The sequence below is a fragment of the Streptomyces sp. NPDC059832 genome (genome assembly GCF_042731715.1).
Lineage (GTDB): Bacteria > Actinomycetota > Actinomycetes > Streptomycetales > Streptomycetaceae > Streptomyces.
In genome coordinates, this window is sequence record NZ_JBHWIY010000008.1 from 311,975 (window position 1) to 332,857 (window position 20,883).

Annotated in this window: 15 protein-coding genes; 10 read left to right on the forward strand and 5 right to left on the reverse strand. The window is 68.3% G+C overall.

All coding sequences use genetic code 11. The annotated features are described in order from the left end of the window. Positions 1–24: 24 nt before the first annotated feature. On the reverse strand, positions 25–3,555 hold the full coding sequence (locus tag ACFV8T_RS17340; RefSeq protein WP_385328286.1) for an NB-ARC domain-containing protein: 3,531 nt from the start codon (positions 3,553–3,555) through the stop codon (positions 25–27). Positions 3,556–3,825: 270 nt separating this feature from the next. On the opposite strand from ACFV8T_RS17340, the gene ACFV8T_RS17345 reads away from it, so the two are divergent. Genes ACFV8T_RS17345 through ACFV8T_RS17370 form a run of 6 tightly spaced genes read left to right on the forward strand, consistent with a single transcriptional unit; the run spans position 3,826 to position 9,762 of the window. Beyond that, complete coding sequence (locus ACFV8T_RS17345; RefSeq protein ID WP_385328287.1) at positions 3,826–4,503, forward strand: class I SAM-dependent methyltransferase; 678 nt, start codon at positions 3,826–3,828, stop codon at positions 4,501–4,503. After that, positions 4,500–5,816: a N,N-dimethylformamidase beta subunit family domain-containing protein gene (locus ACFV8T_RS17350; protein ID WP_385328289.1), complete on the forward strand. Its 1,317-nt coding sequence runs from the start codon at positions 4,500–4,502 to the stop codon at positions 5,814–5,816. Before ACFV8T_RS17345 ends, ACFV8T_RS17350 begins: the two co-directional genes overlap by 4 nt. Before the next feature lie 19 nt (positions 5,817–5,835). Then, a complete protein-coding gene (locus ACFV8T_RS17355; RefSeq protein WP_385328291.1) occupies positions 5,836–6,990 on the forward strand; it encodes a glycosyltransferase family protein in 1,155 nt (384 codons plus the stop codon). A gap of 5 nt (positions 6,991–6,995) precedes the next feature. Beyond that, positions 6,996–8,594, forward strand: a complete 1,599-nt coding sequence (locus ACFV8T_RS17360) for a hypothetical protein (protein ID WP_385328293.1) — start codon at positions 6,996–6,998, stop codon at positions 8,592–8,594. Further along, positions 8,546–9,100: an FkbM family methyltransferase gene (locus ACFV8T_RS17365; protein ID WP_385328295.1), complete on the forward strand. Its 555-nt coding sequence runs from the start codon at positions 8,546–8,548 to the stop codon at positions 9,098–9,100. The genes ACFV8T_RS17360 and ACFV8T_RS17365 overlap by 49 nt, the downstream gene beginning before the upstream one ends. 23 nt (positions 9,101–9,123) lie before the next feature. Continuing rightward, positions 9,124–9,762 carry a histidine phosphatase family protein gene (locus ACFV8T_RS17370; protein ID WP_385328297.1) on the forward strand — a complete coding sequence of 213 codons (639 nt, stop codon included), beginning with the start codon at positions 9,124–9,126 and terminating at the stop codon, positions 9,760–9,762. 32 nt (positions 9,763–9,794) lie between these two features. Here ACFV8T_RS17370 and metG read toward each other — a convergent pair whose 3' ends face one another. Beyond that, positions 9,795–11,519: a methionine--tRNA ligase gene (metG, locus tag ACFV8T_RS17375; RefSeq protein ID WP_385328298.1), complete on the reverse strand. Its 1,725-nt coding sequence runs from the start codon at positions 11,517–11,519 to the stop codon at positions 9,795–9,797. Positions 11,520–11,875: 356 nt separating this feature from the next. Between metG and ACFV8T_RS17380 the strand changes: the two genes are divergently transcribed. Both ACFV8T_RS17380 and ACFV8T_RS17385 read left to right on the forward strand, forming a co-directional pair. Then, positions 11,876–13,171 carry a nucleotide sugar dehydrogenase gene (locus ACFV8T_RS17380; protein WP_385328299.1) on the forward strand — a complete coding sequence of 432 codons (1,296 nt, stop codon included), beginning with the start codon at positions 11,876–11,878 and terminating at the stop codon, positions 13,169–13,171. Between the two features lie 29 nt (positions 13,172–13,200). Then, on the forward strand, positions 13,201–14,151 hold the full coding sequence (locus ACFV8T_RS17385; RefSeq protein ID WP_385328301.1) for an NAD-dependent epimerase/dehydratase family protein: 951 nt from the start codon (positions 13,201–13,203) through the stop codon (positions 14,149–14,151). 115 nt (positions 14,152–14,266) lie between these two features. Here the strand turns inward: ACFV8T_RS17385 and ACFV8T_RS17390 are convergent, their stop codons facing one another. Together ACFV8T_RS17390 and ACFV8T_RS17395 are read right to left on the reverse strand one after the other, a co-directional pair. Beyond that, on the reverse strand, positions 14,267–15,472 hold the full coding sequence (locus tag ACFV8T_RS17390; RefSeq protein WP_385328303.1) for a hypothetical protein: 1,206 nt from the start codon (positions 15,470–15,472) through the stop codon (positions 14,267–14,269). Further along, positions 15,469–17,715 carry an ATP-binding protein gene (locus ACFV8T_RS17395; protein ID WP_385328305.1) on the reverse strand — a complete coding sequence of 749 codons (2,247 nt, stop codon included), beginning with the start codon at positions 17,713–17,715 and terminating at the stop codon, positions 15,469–15,471. The genes ACFV8T_RS17390 and ACFV8T_RS17395 overlap by 4 nt, the downstream gene beginning before the upstream one ends. Positions 17,716–18,189: 474 nt before the next feature. Between ACFV8T_RS17395 and dcm the strand changes: the two genes are divergently transcribed. Then, positions 18,190–20,157 (forward strand): DNA (cytosine-5-)-methyltransferase, encoded by a 1,968-nt coding sequence (gene dcm / locus ACFV8T_RS17400; RefSeq protein WP_385328307.1) that lies wholly within the window; start codon positions 18,190–18,192, stop codon positions 20,155–20,157. A 16-nt stretch (positions 20,158–20,173) separates the two neighbouring features. Here the strand turns inward: dcm and ACFV8T_RS17405 are convergent, their stop codons facing one another. Continuing rightward, positions 20,174–20,620, reverse strand: a complete 447-nt coding sequence (locus ACFV8T_RS17405) for a very short patch repair endonuclease (RefSeq protein ID WP_385328309.1) — start codon at positions 20,618–20,620, stop codon at positions 20,174–20,176. A 55-nt stretch (positions 20,621–20,675) separates the two neighbouring features. On the opposite strand from ACFV8T_RS17405, the gene ACFV8T_RS17410 reads away from it, so the two are divergent. Next, a complete protein-coding gene (locus ACFV8T_RS17410) occupies positions 20,676–20,864 on the forward strand; it encodes an AbrB/MazE/SpoVT family DNA-binding domain-containing protein (protein WP_037655330.1) in 189 nt (62 codons plus the stop codon). Positions 20,865–20,883 lie beyond the last annotated feature (19 nt).

Consider the following 20,883-nt stretch of genomic DNA (forward strand, 5'->3'; position numbering starts at 1 on the left):
TGTCCAAAGCCCTTCGCATGTCGCTCACGTGTCCATGATCCCCAGGGCCACGACGCCAGCCGCACTCCCGACCAGCACCTCACCCGTCGCCGGCTCGAAGGCCGCGCAGTGCAGTGAGGCGTCCACTCGGACCTTGGTGGTCTGCCGCTGCTCGCCGAGCGACCACACGCGCACCGTTCCGTCCGCCGCAGCCGACACGAGGCGGTCCTCGTCGCCCATGAAGCCAAGCATGAGGATGCGGCCCGTGTGACCGGAGAGGTGGAAGGTGAACCGGTCCGTCCCCAGATGCCGTACCGCGATGTCTCCGGTTCCCGACCCGACCGCCACGCGGTTGCCCGGACCGTCCACGGTGACGGCACGAGCCCACCCGCTGGGGCTGCTGAACCGGCTCCTGAAATCCCCTGTGGGGGCGTGCCATACGCGTACCGAGCCGTCACCACCGCAGGCCGCCAGGACGTCTCCACTGTCGTCGAACGAGAGCGACCGCAGCCGACCGGCGTGCACGTCCTGAGTCCACAACAGCGTCCCGGTGGGGAGATCCCAGCACCGGATGTGTCCGTCGCCCGTGCTCGCAGCGATACGAGGCGTCGAACGGGCCATCGCCACAGCCCACGTTCGCGGGGTGTCCTGGTTCAGGGTGAGCGACCAGGCCCGATCGGGCAGCGACCAGACCCTGACCGCCCCGTCGCCGCAAGCCGCGGCGACGTGCTCCGCGCCGCAGGCCAGGGACCAGACGCGTCCGTGGGCGGCGGGCAACCTCCGGCCGACTGCCGCCGTCGCGGTGTCGACGACGTCGACACCGCCGACCCCGTCGCCGACCACGGCGGTACGTCCGCCGGCCGCGAAATGCGTGGACCACACGGTGTTCGAGCCGCCGGCCAGGGTCCTGAGCCTGCTCTTCCCCACGGTCCAGACTCGGACAGCGCCGTCCTCGCACCCGGCGACCACGGTGCCGTCGCCCGTTCTGGCGAGTGAGCGCACCCAGTCCACGCCCCGTGGGAGCTGCGTCTCGCCTACGGGCGTCTCAGCTGAGAACGCCTGGATTCTCGGCTCCTCGGTGGCGGCGACTAGGACTTCGTCATGCGGGGACAGAGCGACGGCGCGCACGCGTGCCTTGAGGTCGGCTATCCGGCGGACGAGGGCGAGTTTCCCGTCGGCCACGTCCCACAAGGCTACGGAACGGTCACCAGACCCCGAGGCCAAGAGAGAGGAGCCGGACGCGAAGGCGACGGAGCGGACCCAGTCCCGGTGTTCCGCGCGTTCGTCGAGGAGGCGGCCGGTGCGCAGGTCGAAGAGTCGGACGAACTCGTCCTCGCCGGCTGCGGCCACGAGCGAGTCGGAGTCCCCGCCGATAGCCACGGACCAGACGGGGGTACCTGCCGCCCTCATCGTGCGCAGGAGCACGAGCCGCTCCAGGTCCCACGCGCATACGGCTCCGTCCTCGGCACCGGAGACCAGGACGGAGTCGGCTGGGGAGAAGGCGAGGCTGCGAACACGGCGGTTGTGCCCGGGCAGCACCCCGACAGGTTCGCCGGTGTCCGTGCGCCACAGCCGGATCGCTCCGTCGTCCCCCGCTGAGGCGAGGACCATCCCGTCCGCGGAGAGCGCGGTGGCGAACACCCATCCGGTATGGGCTTCGTGGGCTCGGAGGAGCTTTCCCGTGTTCAGGTTCCACAGCCTGACCACTCCGTCCTCTCCACCTGATGCCACGAGGTCGCGGACGGCGGACACGCTGACGACTGCACCGATGTGACCGCGCTCCGTCACCGCCTCGGAGCTCACCTCAGGGGGCGGCAACAGCCACATCGGGGCGAGCACCGTCCCCTCCCTTGCTGCGCCTTCCAGGGTTCGGGTGGCCTCGGAGGTGGATGCACGCCGCAGCACGATCGAGAGGGTCGAGGCGATGTCGGCCGGGTTCTCCAGCCCGTTCAGCAGATACCCGGCACCGGTCAGGGCCCGGGCGGTGGCCCACACCTGGTGCTGCGGGTGGCCGGCGTCGTGGCGCCCGGGCAGGGCGTCGAGCACGGCGGCGTCCGCGGTCAGCGACTGGTGACCGACGAGTGCGACCTTGCGCATGACGTACGTCGGCGAGGCCAGCAGGCTGACGAGCTCGGCGTCGAGGCCCGCCTCACGCAGGTGGTAGGGGAGGTGACGCCACAGGTATCCCTCGCCCTCGGCGAGGGTCTCCCAGGCACCGTCCGTGCTCTGCCGGTACGCCTCGATCAGGGACCGGTGAAGGGTCGCCCACTGGTCGCCGATCAGATGGCGCAGGTAGGACCGGAACACGTCGTGCAGCACGATGGCGTTCCGGTCGGCGAGGTAGGCGCCGATCAAGGAACGGTCGGACAGCACCCGGCAGAACTGGCGCACCACGTGAGGGGCCCACCCGTTCGCAGTGCCCCACCAGTGGGTGAGGATCGACATGGGGATCGGCACCGACGGAGGGAACACCGCCAGGGACAGGTACCGGTCTCGCAGGTCCGTGCGGCCGGCGATCGAGACGCTTTCCGCGAGACTGTGGAAGCTGGATTCGAGCGCCTGCCCGATGGCGTTCTTGCGCTGGTCGGCGTCCCAGACGTCGAAAGCCTGAGGGCCGTACGCGCGGATCGCCGCGTTCGTCTCTGTGACGGCGCGGTCGGCCGGGGCGCCGAAGCCGACCTCCTGGGAGACGTTCGCGCCGACGATCGACGCGAGCAGCGGCCAGCCCCCGCACACGTCTGCGAGGCGCGCGGCCTCGGAATCGTCCAGGGCACCGACGTTGCGGACGAGTAGCTCGCGGATCTCCCCCGGGGCCATGGGCCCCAGGCGCACGACTCGGGCGGAGCTGGGGCAGACGCGCACGTTCCTCGTGGTCACGAGCCGTACGCAGTCGTCGCCTCCGAGCAGGAAGGGGTTGAGGTCAGTGGCGGACCAGACGTTGTCGACGACGAGGAGCGCGCGTCGTCCCTGGAGCAGACGGGCGAGGTGGAAGCCGGCCTGCTCCGGATCGGCAAGGGACGGACGGTTGCCGTCGAGGTGGACGCACAGGTCGGAGATCAGCTCGACGACCCTGGCGGCCGTGCATCCCTCGCCGGTCTCCACCCAGAGGATCTCCGAGAAGGAGTCCCGTACGCGGGGGTCGTGGCACACCTGCGTGGCCAGCGTCGTCTTACCGAACCCGCCGGGGCCGCATAGGGCGACCGTGGCGACGGTGTCGTCCTGCGTCGCCTCCCGGAGTACGGAGACGAGCCCTTCGAGATCTTCGGACCTGTGCACCAAGCCGGGCTCCGGAACGGGTATGGGGCGGTATTCGTCCGGTGCCGGCGCGGCCTCGGGCGTCGGAACACCGACGGAGTCCCAGAAGCGCTGCCGCACTTCCGCGTCGCTCCGTTCCAACGCCGTGTCGAGTAACGCCTGGGAGTCCGGTGCGACGACGATCTCCTCACCCCGGGCCTCCCAGTTGGACACCGTCCGGTCGCTGACGCCGAGGTAGGACGCGAAGCCACGCACGCTCCGTCGCGTCGCGAGCCGCAGAGCACGCGCCTCCCGTCCGGTCCAGCGCTGCACTGTGGCCACCTGAGCTCCTTCGACCGACACCGACGACGGTAACAGGGTAGGGCGGCCTGACCAGCGGCGTAGAGCCTTCGCTGCGACGGGAGTTCAGCACGGATGCAGCACCCGGGCCATTTCGGCCAGGTCCGGGCGAGGCACACCCGTCGCCCTGGACAGCGGCGGTGCTGCACCGCGAGTGCGACGCCACGGCAGCCCGCTGTCCAGCGCCGCTCGGCAGTCTTCTCGGCACGGAGCACCACGGCTCCGTAGGTAGTCGAGAGGGGTGGTCACAGCGTGACCGGAACGAAGGAGCGACAGGGCGGTCCGGGCGACTGGTCCGGAGGGCAGATCGCCTACTACCGGGCGCGAGCCGACGAGTACGACGCCACGTACAGCACCCGCATGGACATGCCGCGGCTCGCGAAGGCCCTGGACTCGCTGCCGATCGGCGGCGACGTCCTGGAGATCGCATGCGGCACGGGCCAGTGGACGCGGCTGCTGTCCCGCCGGGCCCGCAGCCTGACCGCGCTGGACGCGGCGCCGGAGATGCTCCACCGGGCCCGCGACCGCAGGCGAGGCACCGAGACCCGCTTCATCGAGGCCGACGTCTTCGGCTGGGAGCCGGACCGCCAGTACGACACGGTGTTCTTCGCGTTCTGGCTCAGCCACGTGCCGCCGGTGGAGATGGAACCGTTCTGGGACCTGATCAGGTGGGCCTTGGTGCCCGGCGGTCGCGTGGTGTTCCTCGACGACTCGTCGGCGAAGGCGGAGATCGAGGACCAGGTGGAAGCGGCGCCCGTGCCGACTGTCCATCGCGCCCTTTCCGACGGTTCCCGCCACATGGCTGTGAAGGTGCTCCGAGACCCCACCGAGCTCACCTCCCGGCTGAGCGGTCTGGGTTGGGACGCCCGCGTCGAGACGATCGACCCGTTCCACCTCGCCGGCGTGGCCCGCACCAAGGAGGGCTCGTGACCACCGTCAACGGCTACGTGGCCCGGCCGAGCGTCCGGGTCGGCGAGGTGGTGCGCCTGCACATCGCCACCACCGCCCCCCGCTTCCACGTCGACTTCTACCGCTGGGGAGCCGAGCCGCGGCACGCGGGACACGTCGAGTGGCCCGGCCGAACCGCCTCCGCCGGACGCTTCGACGCGGACTGGCAGTGGCCCGCGTACGAGTTCCTCGTCCCCCCGGAGTGGCGGTCCGGTGTCTACATCGCGGTGCTGAGCACGGGGCGCGTCTCCGGCACACCGCAGCTGGATGCCCGGGAGGCTCGCATCCTCCTGGTCGTCACCCCCTCCGCGCCCTCCGACCGCCGGATCCTGTACAAGATCCCGACTTTCACCTACCAGGCGTACAACACGGCGGGCGGCGGCAGCCTCTACAGCGCCGCCCAGGTCACGACGCGCCGCCCAGGGGGCGGTGTCGGCGGACCGGTTAAGGGTCTGCCGGACGCGTACGACCCGTCGTCGCCCCGGCAGACGTTCGCGCACTGGGACGCCCCCTTCATCGCCTGGATGGAGCGGAACCGGATCGAGGCCGACTACTGCACCGATCTGGACCTCCACGAGGGGCTGTTCCTACGCGACGGATACCCCCTCCTGGTCGCCGCCGGTCACGACGAGTACTGGAGCGCCGACCTCCGACGCCACGTGACCGCCTTCCGGGACACCGGCGGCCACATCGCCAACTTCGGGGCCAACACCTGCTGGTGGCGCGTCGACGTCGCCCCGGACGGGACGGGGCTGTCCTGTGACAAGTTCCCACCCGGAGCCCCCGCCGGCACCGATCCGGACAGCTCGCACGGGTGCCCGGACCATTGGTGGGAGTCGGAGCCGGAGAACACCCTCCTGGGCGTGAGCTACCGCAACGGCGGTGGCCACTGGGACGGCACCCGCGCTTCCCAGGGCTTCGTCGTCACCGACGCCGGCCACTGGGCGTTCTCCGGCACCGAGCTCAGGACCGGCGACAGCCTGGGACACGGCGGGGCGCTGATCGGCTATGAGTGCGACGGCGCGGCGTACGAGTACGACGACGCCGGCCGCCCGCGCCCCACCGGCCAGGACGGAACCCCGAAGGACTTCGAGATCCTCGGCATCGCCGAACTCCCCTCGGACTGGAACTTCGCCGCCCGGGGGCCGACGCTCAGCACCCGGGCCGCCACGCTCGGCGTCTTCGCCGCCGGCGGCACGGTCTTCACCGCCGCCACCACCGACTGGGCCCGCCTCCTGGCCACCGACCCCCAGGTCGCCGCGATCACCCGCAACGTCATCACCCGGCTCTCCTGACCGAAGGGATGGAATCGTCGTGTCCGGAAACGGAATCGGCAACGTACGGCCGCTCAACGTGATCATCGGTGTCAACGGCATCGGCATGGGGCACACCGTCCGGCAGAGCGTGATCGCCCAGTACCTCCGCGACCGCGGGCACCGGGTCCGGATCGTCACCAACGGCCAGGGCCGGGTCGAGTACTTCCGGGACCTCGGCTTCCCCGCCTGGGACGCCTGGATGCCGACGCTGCTGGCGCGTGACGACCGGATCCACGTTCGCGACGCCATACGCGCGAACATCAGGCACGCGCCCGGAGGTCTCCTCCGCCACCTCCAGCTGCGTCGGGCCGTCCGGAACAGCGGCGTCCCGGACATGTTCGTCACCGACTACGAGCCCAACACCCCGCGCCTCGCTTACCACTTCAGCCGGCCGCTCATCTCCATCGACCAGCAGAGCAAGTACCGGCACTTGGCCCTCCCCGCCGTCGGCCGGTACGCCCGTACGGCCGACGAGCAACGGCTTCGGTACTTCGCGCCCCGCGTGGACCGGTCCTTCATCTGCTCCTACGTCCCGCTCGGCACCGACGACCGAAGGGTGGAGTTCATCTCCCCTGTCGTTCCCGACCTCGTCCGGTCGGCACCGGCCACCACCGAGCCCCTCGCCACGGCCTACTTCTCCCGCTACTTCGACCACGGACCGGAGGATTCCGTCCGTGAACTGGCCTCGGTCTTCCGCCAGTCCGTACCGGACCGCACACTGCGGATCTACGCGCAGCCGACGGAGCTGAGGTCGCTGCGCGGATATGCCGATGCCCGGATCGAGATCCGCGCCTTCAACCGTGAGGCGTTCATCGCGGACATGGCCCGTTCCGAGGCCGTCTTCTCCAACGCGGGCTTCAACCTGATCAGCGAGGCTCTCGTCCTCGGCAAACCGGTCCACCTCATCCCGTTGCCCACCTACGACCAGCACTGGTGCGCCAAGGTCGTCGACGAGGCCGGGCTGGGAACTGCGGCCCCGTGCGTCGAGCGGCGAGCCGTTCTCGACTTTCTCGCGAGGGGGCCGGTGCTCCGCGACAACGTCGTACGCCATCGAGACCTGTACCTCGCAGCCGATCCCCGGGAACGGATCGCCTCGTACCTGGAGAGCCAGCCGGCCGTCGACCGGCCGACGCCCGCGCCGATCGCGGGGTAGCCGACATGCCGACTCCCCCGGTTCCTTCCTACGTGGTGACCGTAGCGGTCATAGCCGCTGTGGTGGCCTGCTACCGATTCGGGGTCTCCCCTGCGGTACGGGCTCTCGCCCGGCACCCCACGCCACTGGCGATGGGTGCGGCCGTCGCGGTCATCGCCCCCTTGGCCCTCCGCCCGTCGCCCCTCCCCGAACAGCTGCGCTGGTTCGTCGTCTCCGTGATCGCTCTCCTCACCTGGCGAGGCGCCACGAGCGACTACGACGTCACGCTGCCCATCGGTCCCCAGCGTCGCGACAAGATGCTCCTCCTGTTCCTCGCCACCTCGTCGGTCCTCTGGGCTCCCGCCCTGCTGGCGTGGATCGCCGTGTTCTGCGGCAGGCTGCGTGGCTGGCAGCACCACGCGATGATGCCGGTGAGGCTGCTGAAGGGGTACCTCGCCTGGTTCCTCGTGACCGCGGCCCTCGTCCCGTCCCCGTCCGACTCCACGGCGGGCCTAGTGCTGGTGCTCGGCTGTGTCTCGCTGTCCCACTACGTCAAGCCGGCCTGGAGCAAAGCACGTCTGGGGCCGCGCCCCTGGTCCTGGGCCTGGCACAACCGCACGCACTACCTCATGGCCTCGGCGTACTCCTGGGGCTGGGCGCGCTTTCTCCCCTCGCAGAAGGTGTCCCGGCTCCTGCGCCGGGCGGGCCTCATCGACCGCCCCGTCAACCTCCTCACGATGGCCGTGGAGGCCGTCGGGCTGATCGCCTTCCTCGACCGCCGACTGCTGATCGCGATCCTGGCGGCGACCGCACTCTTCAACCTCGCCGTCGTCCTCGCCTCCGGCATCTTCTTCTGGGAGAACATCGCCGCCAGCATCGGACTCGCGACGGCCGTCGGGCTGCTTCCCGAAACGGAGCACGACACGTCCTTCGGATGGCCCGCCGCACTGGTCGCGCTCACCGTGATCCTGCTCAGCATCGCCGACCTGCTGTGGCAGCCCTGGCATCTGGGATGGTGGGACGCGCCCTTCACCGCCCGCATCCACTGGCAGGTGGAGACCGTATCCGGCGTGACGCGGGGTCTCTACAACGACTACATGTGTCCGTACGAGCGCGAGTTCGGCCGCATCGAGGGCTACTTCCTGACGGACGAGCCCGTCCTCCACGGCCACCTCGGAATCGTCTGGGACCGGCGGCTTCGCGATCTCCTCGTCCAAGCCGGCGGGCACCGGTACCAGCTGCACCAGCTCAAGCAGACCTACGGCCGAACACACAGGAACGAGGAACGGTCGGCCGGGCACGTCGCCTTCCTGACCACCATGTTCACCCGGCTCAACGCCGGTGCTCCAAAGAGCCCTCTGCCCCGGTGGCTACGTCACCTCAAGGCGCCTGGGGGCCAGCTCTACCGGTGGGGCGATCTGCCCGCCTACCGCGGCGAGGAGCCCGTCCGCGGCATCACCATCCGCTACGAGGAGCGCTGCTATCTCCCGGAGACCGGCGGCTTCCTCCTCCTCGCTGATCGCGTCGTACGGGAGATCGACCTCGGCGCTCCAATCACTGACCAGGAGAACACCTCATGCGCAAGATCTTCGTCGACTGCGGCACCAACCTCGGAATCGTGCTGAAGCGCTTCATGCACGAGCTCCCGGACCACGACTTCTACGCCTTCGAGCCCAACGCGAGCCTGCTTCCCTCCATCCGAGCGAACATCCAGCAGGTCCGCCACGCCGGCCTGGTCGAGGTCTCCGCCAGCGCGGTGTGGACCGAGGACGGGATGATCGACCTCTTCCTCGGCCACCACGAGAGCTCCACCGTGATGCCCGGCAAGCGGGTCCCGCCCGTGTACGACCAGCAGATCGACTACAGCTCGCCCGTCGCCGTGTCGGCAGTGGATTTCAGCGCCTGGCTCCGCCGGACCGTCACGCCGGAGGACCACGTCGTCGTGAAGATGGACATCGAGGGCGCCGAGTACCCCGTGCTCAGGAAGCTGCTCGCCGACGGGACGATCGACCTCGTCTCCGTCCTGTACGTCGAGTGGCACCACGACCGCTTCCCCGCCATGAACCTGGCCGAGCACGACGAGGTCGCCGCCGCCGTCTCCGCACGCGTCGACGTCCGCCACTGGGACTGACGGGAATGAGGAGACACGACGCCATGAGCACCCAGCACATCTACCTGATCAAGCACGGTGAGACGGAGGAGAACCTCCAGGGCATCCACCAGGGCCGCGCGGTCGGCGGCCAGCTCAGCGAGCGCGGCCGCGCCGACATACGGCTGATCGGAGCCTCCCTCGCGATGGCCGGGGTCGCCGTGGACCAGATGCTCGTCAGCCCGATGTCCCGTTGCCGTGAGTCGGCCAAGATTCTCACCGCCGCGCTCGCCCCGGCCGATGTTCGCGTCGACGAGCGTCTGGCCGCCAAGGACAGCGGTCACCTCGGGGGCCGACCCAGGGAACTCGCCGCCGCCGAGGCCGCTCGCCACGGTGTGCCGATCCACCGGCTCCGCACGCCGGGCGGCGAGTCGTCGGAGGACGTCCAGGCCCGCTATGTGGATCTCTGGGACGAGGTCTGCTCCGGGGCACGACGAACGACCGTCCTCGTCGGGCACGGTGGAGGCATCGCCTGCCTGTTGCTGTGGCTCACCGGGAACGGCTTCGACCGGTACCTCCAGCACGTGCCCGGGTCCGCAGGGGTCACGCGCGTGGAGATGGGCGGTCCGGCTCCACGCGTGCAGCTCATGAACGTCTCGCCCGCGGACCTGCCCGTCCTCCTCCACTCCCGTACCGCCCGATGAGAGTCGGGGCGGTACGGGTGCGGGGATGCCTGTTAGGCCTCCGGGGCGCCGCCGAAGCGCTCACGGTAGGACTCCAGGTCCTCCTCCGTGATCTTCGCGAAGAGCACCGGCGGCACCGTGAACGCGGTGCCGGCCGGGACGGTTTCCAGGGACTTGGCCTGGTCGGCGGTCACCCAGGTCGCGGTGTCGTTCTCCAGAGCGAAGGCCCCGCGCATGGCGGCGGTCGACGTCGGGATGAACGGCTCGGAGACGACCGCGTACAGGTGGATCAGGTTCATCGCGGTACGGAGCGTCAGCGCGGCGCCGTCGGCGTCGGTCTTGATCTCCAGCCAGGGGGCCTTCTCTTCCAGGTAGGAGTTGCCCGCGGACCACAGCGCACGCAGGGCAGCGGCGGCCTTGCGGAACTGCAGGGCCTCCATCTGCTCCTCGTACTCGCCGAGCAGCCGTGCGATCTCCTCGCCCAGCTTCGCCTCCGCCTCGCCGGCGGCGTGCCCGGCCGGGACCTCGTCGCCGAAACGCTTGCGGGAGAACGACAGCACGCGGTTGACGAAGTTGCCGAGGGTGTCCGCCAGGTCCTTGTTCACCGTGGCGGTGAAGTGCTCCCACGTGAAGGAGGAGTCGTCCGACTCGGGGGCGTTGGCGATCAGGAAGTAGCGCCAGTAGTCGCCGGGCAGGATCTCCAGGGCCGCGTCGGTGAAGACTCCGCGCTTCTGGGAAGTGGAGAACTTGCCGCCGTAGAACGTCAGCCAGTTGAAGCCCTTGACGACGTCGACCTTCTTCCAGGGCTCGCGCACGCCGAGCTCGGTGGCCGGGAACATCACGGTGTGGAAGGGGACGTTGTCCTTGGCCATGAACTGCGTGTACCGGACGGTGTCGTCGGCCTCGTACCACCACGACTTCCAGTCACGAGTCTCGCCGTCGGAGGAGGCGTCCGCCCACTCCTTCGTCGCGCCGATGTACTCGATCGGAGCGTCGAACCAGACGTAGAAGACCTTGCCCTCGGCCGCGAGCTCCGGCCAGGTGTCGGCCGGGACGGGCACACCCCAGTCCAGGTCGCGGGTGATGGCGCGGTCGTTCAGGCCCTCGGTCAGCCACTTGCGGGCGATGGACGTGGACAGGTGCGGCCACTCCGCGCTGACGGTGGCGATCCACTCCTCGACCTCGGGCTGGAGCTTGGACTGCAGCAGGAAGAGGTGCTTGGTCTCGCGGACCTCCAGGTCCGTGGAACCGCTGATCGCCGAGCGCGGGTCGATCAGGTCGGTCGGGTCGAGGACGTGGGTGCAGTTCTCGCACTGGTCGCCGCGGGCCTTGTCGTACCCGCAGTGCGGGCAGGTGCCCTCGACGTACCGGTCCGGAAGGAAACGGCCATCGACCGGCGAGTACACCTGACGGATCACGCGCTCCTCGATGAAGCCGTTCTCGTTCAGCTTGCGCGCGAAGTGCTGGGTGATCTCGACGTTCTGCTGCGAGGAACTGCGCCCGAAGTAGTCGAAGGCCAGCTCGAACCCGTCGTACACGGCCTTCTGCGCGTCGTGCGCCTGCGCGCAGAACTCGGCGACCGACAGTCCAGCCTCCTTGGCAGCCAGCTCGGCCGGCGTGCCGTGCTCGTCGGTGGCGCAGATGTAGAGGACGTCGTGGCCACGCTGGCGGAGGTACCGGGAGTACACGTCCGCCGGAAGCATCGACCCGACCATGTTGCCCAGGTGCTTGATCCCGTTGATGTAGGGAAGCGCGCTGGTTACCAGGTGTCGAGCCATCCTTGGATGCTCCATTTCGTACGTACGGCGCCGGTGGCGCTGCCACGGCGGGCCCAGGTCGGGAGGCCGCAGCCGACGCGATCACTCCGATCGCACGTCGGCGTCACTCAAGGTGACGGAACGGGACTGCAAGCCACCGTCATCGTATCGAACCGGGGGTGGGGCCAGCCGTTGGGTTTTCCCGCCTCACCCTGCCGCGCCCGAAAAGCACTCGGCCGTCCGGGACAGGCGGCCAAGCGAGTCCCGGACGGCCGAGGCGTTCCCCATCTTACGGCCACCACCCACGGCGGATCTCGCGCCGCGAGTACGTCCCCGCCACCCGAACCCCAGCCCCGAACTGCAGCGAGGTGGACCACGTGATCAGGAACCACGAGCCCCGTCGACTCCGCGTCGTCGTCGTGGGGCAGGGATACGTCGGGCTCCCGCTCGCGGTACGAGCCGCCGAGATGGGGCACCAGACCGTCGGGCTCGACATCGACGCCGGCCGGATCAAGCGGCTCATAGTCGGCGAGTCGTACGTCGAGGACGTCTCGGACAGGAGGCTGGCGCCGCTCCTCGCCGCCGGCGTCTACCAGCCGACCGTCGACCCTGCCGACTGCGCCGGGTTCGACGTGGCGGTCGTCACCGTCCCGACGCCGTTGCGCGACGGCGCACCGGACCTGTCGCACGTCGAGGACGCGGCACGGACGCTCGGCCGCCACCTCACCCGCGGAGCGACCGTCGTCCTGGAATCGACCACGTACCCCGGGACGACCGAAGAGGTGTTCCGCCCCCTCCTGGAGCACGGCTCCGGCCTGACCGCAGGCCGGGACTTCCACCTCGGGTACAGCCCGGAGCGCATCGACCCCGGCAATCCCACCTGGAGGCTGGAGAACACGCCCAAGGTCGTCTCGGGCATCACGCCGTCCTCCTTGGAATCGGTCCGCAACTTCTACGCCTCCCTAGTGGACACGGTCGTACCCGTGGCCAGCTGCAAGGAGGCGGAGCTGACCAAGCTCCTCGAGAACACCTTCCGACACGTGAACATCGCCCTCGCCAACGAGTTGGCGATCTTCGCCCACGACCTGGGCATAGACGTCTGGGCGGCCATTGACGCGGCGTCGACCAAACCCTTCGGGTTCATGCGCTTCGCCCCCGGCCCCGGGGTCGGAGGTCACTGCCTGCCCGTCGACCCCTCGTATCTGTCGTGGCGGGTCGAGCGGACCCTGGGGCAGAACTTCCGTTTCGTCGAGCTGGCCAACGACGTGAACAACCACATGCCCGACTACGTGGTGCGGCGTCTCGTGGCGGGCCTCAACGATCGCGGGAAGCCGCTCAAGGGCTCCCGGATCCTGCTGCTCGGCCTGGCGTACAAGGCCAACACCGGGGACGCCCGCGAGACGCCGGCGGCCCGCATCGCCGAACTCCTCACGAGCATGGGCGCCGAGGTCCAGGTCGCCGACCCCCACGTCCTGGACGACGCCCACCCCCGCGCCGTCGGCCTGCAGGACCTCCAGCGGGTCGAGGTGACCCCCGGCCTGCTCGCGACGGTCGACGCCACAGTCCTCCTCGCGGACCACGACGCCTTCGACTACCCCCTGATCAGCGCGCACTCCGCGTACATCCTCGACTGCCGCCGCCGGCTCACCGGCGCCCACGTCGACTCTCTCTGATCTCTCTGATCTCTCTGAAGGAAACCACCGTGAAGATCGTGATCACCGGCGGCGCCGGATTCATCGGCAGCAACCTCGTCCGCACTCTGACCGAGCAGCCCCGCGTCTCCCGACTCCGGATCGTCGACAACCTCTCCACCGGGGACAAGGCGAACCTCGCCGGCCTCGACGTGGACTTCTTCGAGGGAGACGTCCAGGACGCTGCCCTCCTCGACCGGGCGTTCCGCGGTGCCGACGCGGTCGTCCACCTGGCCGCGCTCCCCTCCGTACCGCGCTCCCTGCGAGACCCCCTAGCCAGCCACCACGCCAACGCGACGGGCACCCTCCAGGTCCTCGAAGCCGCCCGCCGCGCCGGCGGCCCGCGCGTGATCGCCGCCTCCTCGTCCTCCGTCTACGGCGCCAACCCCCACCTGCCGAAGCACGAGGACCTCGCTTCCGCCCCCATGAGCCCGTACGCGGTCACCAAGCTCACGACGGAGGCGTATCTGAGCGCCTACCACCACAGCTTCGACCTGCCGGTCCTCCCCTTCCGCTTCTTCAACGTCTACGGCCCCGGCCAGCGCGCCGACCACGCCTACGCCGCCGTCATCCCGAAGTGGATCAGCGCCGCCCTCACCGGCCGGCCGGTGACCATCCACGGCGACGGCACCCAGACGCGCGACTTCACCTACGTGGGTACGGTCTGCGACGTCCTCGCCGACGCCCTCCTCCGCCGGGTCGTGGACCCCCGCCCGGTGAACCTCGCCTTCGGAAGCTGTACCTCGCTGTTGGACCTGATCGGCGAGATCGAGACGGCAACGGGGCAGCGGGTTGGCCAGCTGCACGGGGCTCCGCGCACCGGTGACGTCTCCCACTCGCAGGCCGACAGCGCCCGGCTGCAAGGTCTCTTCCCGAGAGTGGCACCCCTAGAGCTGCGTAAAGGTGTCTCCGCCACGGTGGACTGGTTCCGCTCTGCAGCCTTGACCGAGGCTTCACGCTGAACCGATCCCGGATGGGCGACCACGCCGGACGCCCTCTCCACTTGCGCCTCGCTGAGCTCACGGCCAGGCGTCGCGTGAAGGCCGTGCCTGCGGCGGGAGCGCAGCCGGGCCCGGGTCACGCCTGCACTGCATCTTGTTGCTCTGCACCGCGGGCAGGCGGTACTGACTTCTTCACCTTGAGTCCCAGCTCTTCCTTGAGGCGTTCGAAGACCAGGTCCGGGGTGCCGATACGCCCCACGGCGTGGCTGTGCGCAGTAAGCATCGCTTCTGCGAAAGGACTGTCGAGGGTGGCGACACGATCCCAGCTTCTGGCCTCCGCCAGAGGCACGGACTTCACGTTCTCAAGGTCCAAGAGAAGGTGGGGGATCTCGAGGTACTGGGGAAGCAGTCGGAACCTGTTGTCGTCCGTCCGGAACACCCGAAGCACGGCGTCGCGGGCCTTGCCCGTGCCTTCTTCCCGCCACTTGGCCACGAGTGCTGACTCGAACAAGGGATCGGCCTTGGCGACGCGGACGTACTCGGCCTTCGCCTTCCGCAGCTGACGACCCGGCTGGGGCGTCGGCAGGTCCTCGTGCAGGTCGCAGGCGGGTGTGAGCACCAACCACCAGGACCCCTCAGGGTCACGAAGAAGGTCGGCGGCAGTAAGGTGCACGGTCACTGGCGGCTTGAGGTAGGTCCGGGCAGCTGAAGCATGGCCGACCACAGCATCGTCAGCACCATCGAGGGCGCCATCCAGCTCCCGGATCGCGTTCTCCTTGAGCCAGGCCGCGAGTCGGTGCACAAGAAGGGGCGCGATCTGTTGCTGGTCGGCCTCGGCCATGTCGGACCAGTTGGGCGCGATAACGCCCCGCAGGAAGTCCCGGATTTCCCGGTCCACCAGGTTGCCGAGCCGCCGCGTCAACGACGGCACCCCTGACTGAAGCCCGACGCGCACGGCCTCCTCGACCTCGTCCAGCCTGTGCTTCGTGACGACCTGGACGAGCGGTGGTGCCGCAAGGTCCTGCACCTGTCCAGGGACGTTGGTGCAGAAGATCACGGGAACCCACCGGGTCTTCGCGATCCTGTCGTACAGCTCCCGGCCTCGGCTCTCGAGACCAGGGACTATCCCCTCCCCCTGCGACGAGTCCCTGACGTCGAGCACGACCAGATCGATCTGTTCCCTCTCCAGGATCAACTCCGCCTGGGCGAAGTCCTGCTCCGTCTCGACGGAGATCAAGCCCAGATCGTCAAGGTCCTCGCACAACATGGCCTGGAGCTCCCCTGCGATGTCCTCCTCATCATCGACGATGAGTACCCGGAACACCGCGTCCCCCTCTGTCACCCAACTCTCCTTCGAAGACGCGCTCTGAAACATGCTCCGGCGAGCGGTCCTGGGGAGACCAGGTAGAGATCGCCGTCGTAGAAGTCCTTGACCACGCTGCCAGCGATACTGAGCCCCAGTCCGATCCCGTCGGGCTTGTCGCTGAAGTAGGTGTCGAAGATCAAGTCCTTGATCTCCTCCCTGACCCCGGGGCCGCTGTCGGCGACATCTATGTCGACCTCGCCATCAGGTGTGCGCCCGGTCGTGATGATGATGGAGCGATCAGCCTCTTCAGGGAGGGTGGACAGCCAGTAGATCGAGTTACCGACGAGGTTGAGGATGACCTGAGCGATGTCACTCGGCTCAGCTGTCACTGTCACGTCTTCCCCACCGACAGTGACCGCGATGCCCTGCTTTGCCAGCTCCGCCTCGTGCACCGACACGGCTTCGTCGATGGTCTCGTGCAGAGAGATGTTCCTGGGCCTACCCCGCTGACGCCCGCTGAGGGGCTCTACTCGGGTGAACAACCGGTCGAGCGCCTTCTCTTGGGCGCTGAAATCGGTGTGGACCTTACCGAGCGCCGCGGAAAGATCGGGGTCCTGCTCGCTCGTTCCCTTCACCAGTTTGTTCAGTCTCCGCAACACGTAGGCGATGCGCGTCAGGGCGGCCCGGCCGTCGTGGAGGACCACGTCCACAAGCGTTCCGAGCGTGGCGAGCCGGGAGAACTGGGAGATGATCTCCTGGACCTTCTGCACGCTGTCGTTGATGGCCTCGGTGGCCTCGTCCAGAGCCCGCCCGAGCACGGCGTCGTCGGGATAGCGTTGGTTGACCACGTCGCGGAGCGGGGCGAGCGTGAAGGTCTGAAAGACACCATGTCCACCTCCCTCCGTCGTCGGCGTCAGCAGCTGGCCTCCCGGAGGTTGGGCGGGCTCCGGTCGGCGGAGTTTGTACCGCCAGGCCTCGAGTCTGCTCACTGCCTGCAACATGACTCGCCTGAGCTCCTCGTACTCCGGAGAGTCGATCAGCCCTTCACGATGGGACCGGTCACGCAGCCCAGGGTTCCCGTCGGCAGAGATGTACACGAAGCCGGCCACCTGGTTGTTGGAGAACCGCATGGTGGGGTTGTTGACACGGCGCTGGTCGAACTCCAGCCAGTCGTAGCGGGTCTCCCCAAAAGGCTGGATTCGGAAGCCATCCCGGTACAGGGCGACGCCACTGTTACCCCGGATGAGCCTGCGAACCTCGCTGATATTGCGGGCACCCAGGTCGATCTCGAGCAACTTGCGCAGCGAACCGCTGTCCAGGTCCCACGTTCGTATGTCCAGCTTCACGGGGCCACAGGTGGGGAACTTCGTCCCCTGCCGGAGATCCTCGTGGATGACGAGCTCCTCGTCGACGCCCGCGGCCGTGAGGGTGAGGTGCGCCTGCCCATCGGCGTCCACGGTGCCGACGAGTCGGTAGTGGGGATGGGCCAGCGCCTCGCTCGCGCTCACGAAGCCCGAATAGTGCCGTAGCTCGCCAGGCGGAGTCTCGATGTAGATCGAGAACTCAGGCCGGTCCGGTACATCCAGTTCTTCGGGGGGCGGAGGCGGGAGAAGCCGCGAAAGAGAGCGTTTCAGCGTCTCGACGGACTCTGCTCCCCAGTGCTGGCGAAGACCTTCGAGGCGTACGACCGTCCCGTGAGGATTCCGATCCTGCCTCGCCGGCGCACGTGTCCGGAACTCCGCAACAATCTCGTCGAACAGTTGCTCGGCCTCACCTCCGACGGAGAATACCTTCGGAGGCCGAACGGACCAGTTGACAGGAACCTGATCCAAATAGGCGTCCTCGTCGGAGAACCTGCCCCAGTCGAGCCGCAGAGTCACTTCCTGGCCGTCACCACGAGACGTGGCCAGCGAGGTCACGAGCGCCAGACGGGCGGCAGAGAACCTTCCGATGCCCTTGGCCCCGAGAACTCGCCGCCCGAGCTCCTCGCTGCGAGGACGCCGGTGCCGGTACGGGGTCGCGATCTCCATCCACGTGCCACGGACGGTCTCCGATGACATGCCGTGGCCATCGTCCCAGACCTCGATGGAGCCCGCCCCTTCCTCAAGGGGCGCATTGAACCGGATGACGACCAGGCTCGCGTCGGCGTCGTAGGCGTTCTTCACCAACTCCGTGAGAGCGACCCGCTCGTTGCTGATCAGCTCCTCACCCAGGGTGCTCATCAGTCGGGCACGCGGCCGGAGATACGCCTCTGCGCCCCCCGCGCCCTCCGAGTCCACTGGTCGCACTTTCGCCCCCTCCACTCCGCCCGTGAGCGTAGCGGGCGGGGCAGAACTCTATAGGCGACAGGAGGAGTGAATTGCAGACAAAAGGAATAGGATCTGACACCACCGCTTTGGAATGGCCGAAATTCGCCCCGCTTGAGCCCGCCCCCGAGGGCCGATCGGTTCGAACGTGTCTTCTGGGGGATGTCTTCGTTGGTAGAGATACGCAAGGGAGACGGGATGGCTGCGGGCAGGGCCGCCGATCGGACTGTCAGCAGCATCCCGTACGATCGATCGCCTTGGGATGCACCAGAACACAGCTTCGAAACTCCTGGCTACAGACCGTGTCGGCCGCCCTGGCGCCAGCCCGGTCAGACCAGGTGAGCGCCGTTGATTCGGCGGCCCGGAGGGACCAGAATCCTTGCCTCCACGCGTATGCCCGTGATCTCCTGGTGCTCATTCATGTCGCGTGTACGGAGGGCTTGGGCTGTGGAGAAGGGGAAGTACGACGTACCCCTGGAGCGGAGCGACTACCTCCAGCTGGAGCCGCACGAGGAGAGCTGTCTTCCCGAGGATTTCCGAGGATGGCTGAAGACTCACGGTAGGGGCAAGCGGCTGGCCGTCGACCTCTTCTCCGGGGCCGGCGGCCTGAGTTACGGCGTGAAGCAGGCGGGATGGACGATCGCCGCTGCCGTCGACTACGACGAGCGGGCACTGGAGACCCACGCGGCGAACTTCTCAGGCATGAGCCTCCACATGGACCTCGGCAACCCTGACGAGCGCGACCGCCTAGTGGGACTACTGAAGGGTGTCGACATCGACCTGATCGCTGGCGGACCTCCCTGCCAGCCCTTCAGCCGTGCCGGCCGCAGCAAGATCCGAGATCTCGTGACCAACCACAATCGGGATCCAGAAGACCTCCGTAAGGAGCTGTGGCGTGCGTACCTGGACGTGGTCACAGAGGTCAGGCCCCGTGCAATCCTCATGGAGAACGTGCCCGACATGGGGCTCGGCGACGACTTCTTCGTCGTGCGCACGATTGAACAGCGCCTAGAGGATCTCGGATACGCCACGCAGGTCCGCCTTGTCGACGCTTGGCACTACGGCGTTCCGCAGCACCGGAAGCGGCTCATCCTGCTCGCGAGGAACGACATCGAGCGCTTCGACTGGCAACCCAAGCAGGACGGCTTCACTACTCTCCGTGACGCGATCGGCGATCTCCCGGACCTCGACCCGCAGCCCAGAGAACGCGTGGGCGAACGAGAGATGGCCTACCACCCCCTGCCAGCTCCCTCCCCCTTCGTGGAGAAGATGCGCGTAGCCGCACCAGAAGGGATCATCTGGGACCATATGACTCGCCGCGTCCGCGGGGACGACTGGGAGATCTTCTCCGAGCACATGGACTCCAAGACCCTGTACTCAGACCTCCCCGAGAAGTTCCGTCGCTACAGCGACAAACACTTCACGGACAAGTACAAGAAGCTGGCTTGGGGCGAGCTCAGTCGGTCGATTACGGCACACATCGCCAAGGACGGCTACTGGTACATCCACCCGGAACAGCCCCGCACGCTCACCGTGCGTGAGGCGGCTCGGGTGCAGACCTTCCCCGACTGGTTCCGCTTCGCTGGCACTCGTAGCGATGCGTTCCGGCAGATCGGAAACGCTGTTCCGCCCCTGCTGGGCAAGGCGGCAGCCGAGGCTCTCGCGCCGGTCGAGAACGTACAGGCGCAGCTTGGAGGGCTGCAGCCGCACTGGCGCCAGGTTCGGGAGGAACTGGCAGCCTGGGCAGAGGAACGACGTGCTGGTGAAGACTGGTGCCACCTCCCCGGCGAGCAGATGTCGCAGCTCTCGGCGGCGGTGGTTGCGCTTCTCGCCGGAACCAAGCTGTCCGCAGTTCAGATGGAAGAGGTCTTGGCACATGTGCGGACACGCAAGTCCCTCACTTCCAAGACATGCGAGAACCTCCTTGCAGCTGCTCCCCATGTAAGGGTCAGGACACGGCTGGAACGTCTCGCCCCTCTGGTGGGCGACACAGCAGCCTGGCAGAGGAACAGGCGTCTCGAGATTCCGGAGCGCCTCGCGTTCAAGCCCGCAGAGGCGTCGCTCTACCGTCTGCTGATGGGAGAGGACCTCCTTTGGGTGGGCCAAAGCGCACTGCGGGTTGCCGCACGGCTGAACGACAGCGACGCTGACCGCACCAACAGACTCAGCGACGGTCGAGTCAACCTTGTGAGGCTCGTGGGCGCAGGGGACGAAGCTGCCCCCCTCCGCATGGCGGCGCTGCGGCTCATCGGCAACACCGTCTGCACTTCCCAACAACCGTCGTGCTCAGCGTGCCCCATGAGTAAGCACTGCCTGCGGAAGTCCGATGCTTCAGGCGGCTCGGCGGCAGCTGGGCGCGGCAACCAGGGAAGCAGAGGGCGAACCGGAGAAAGCCAGACTCCAGAACAGGAATAAGTGCTACTTCGGTCTGTCAGGGGGACTGTCGGTCACACACTCTGGCAACTGTGAGCGCGGCCTTTGTCACGTCCGCCCGGATCTCGCACTCCCAGACACGGACAACGGTCCAGCCGACGGCCTCGGCTGCTGCGGTGTTCCGGCGGTCGCGCTCCTTGTTGGTCTCGATCTTCGCTTCCCACAGGGAGGCGTTCGGGCCGCGGAACGTCTTCGGGCCGTGGACAGGACATCCGTGCCAGAAGCACCCGTCGACGAACACCGCCACGCTGTACCTGGGCAGGACGAAGTCCGCCGTGCAACGGGCAGCCACCTTGCGCTGTAGACGGAACCGGAGGCCGAGCCGGTGTACGGCACGCCGGAGGGCCACCTCCGGTTTCGTGTCGCGGGCGCGCCGACCGCGCAGATGGCCGCTCAGCTCGGTGCTGACCCACTCCGCGCTCGTGGTGTCCTCACGTGCTGCCATCCTCAGCCCCAGCCCGTCGTCAGCCCTACGAGTGTGAGGGTGCCACACTCGTTCCATGCTTCGTGAACCTGCAGAACTCCGTGTCGACGACCACGGCCGGGTCGAGCTCCCCATCGGCCTGCTCGCGGAGGCGGGCATCGCACCCGGGGCGGACCTCCTGGCCTTCAGCGACGGAGACGGACGGATCGTGCTCCGCCGCGCCGAAGACGCCATGAGGGACCTGCTCGAGCGCGGGGAGCTCTGAGGGCCGGGACGAGTCGGAC

Excerpts from the sequence above, each read along its gene's own strand:
- metG (WP_385328298.1), bottom strand. The coding sequence starts at position 11,519 with ATGGCTCGACACCTGGTAACCAGCGCGCTTCCCTACATCAACGGGATC.
- ACFV8T_RS17370 (WP_385328297.1), top strand. The coding sequence starts at position 9,124 with ATGAGCACCCAGCACATCTACCTGATCAAGCACGGTGAGACGGAGGAG.
- ACFV8T_RS17360 (WP_385328293.1), top strand. The coding sequence starts at position 6,996 with ATGCCGACTCCCCCGGTTCCTTCCTACGTGGTGACCGTAGCGGTCATA.
- ACFV8T_RS17365 (WP_385328295.1), top strand. The coding sequence starts at position 8,546 with ATGCGCAAGATCTTCGTCGACTGCGGCACCAACCTCGGAATCGTGCTG.
- ACFV8T_RS17410 (WP_037655330.1), top strand. The coding sequence starts at position 20,676 with ATGCTTCGTGAACCTGCAGAACTCCGTGTCGACGACCACGGCCGGGTC.
- ACFV8T_RS17405 (WP_385328309.1), bottom strand. The coding sequence starts at position 20,620 with ATGGCAGCACGTGAGGACACCACGAGCGCGGAGTGGGTCAGCACCGAG.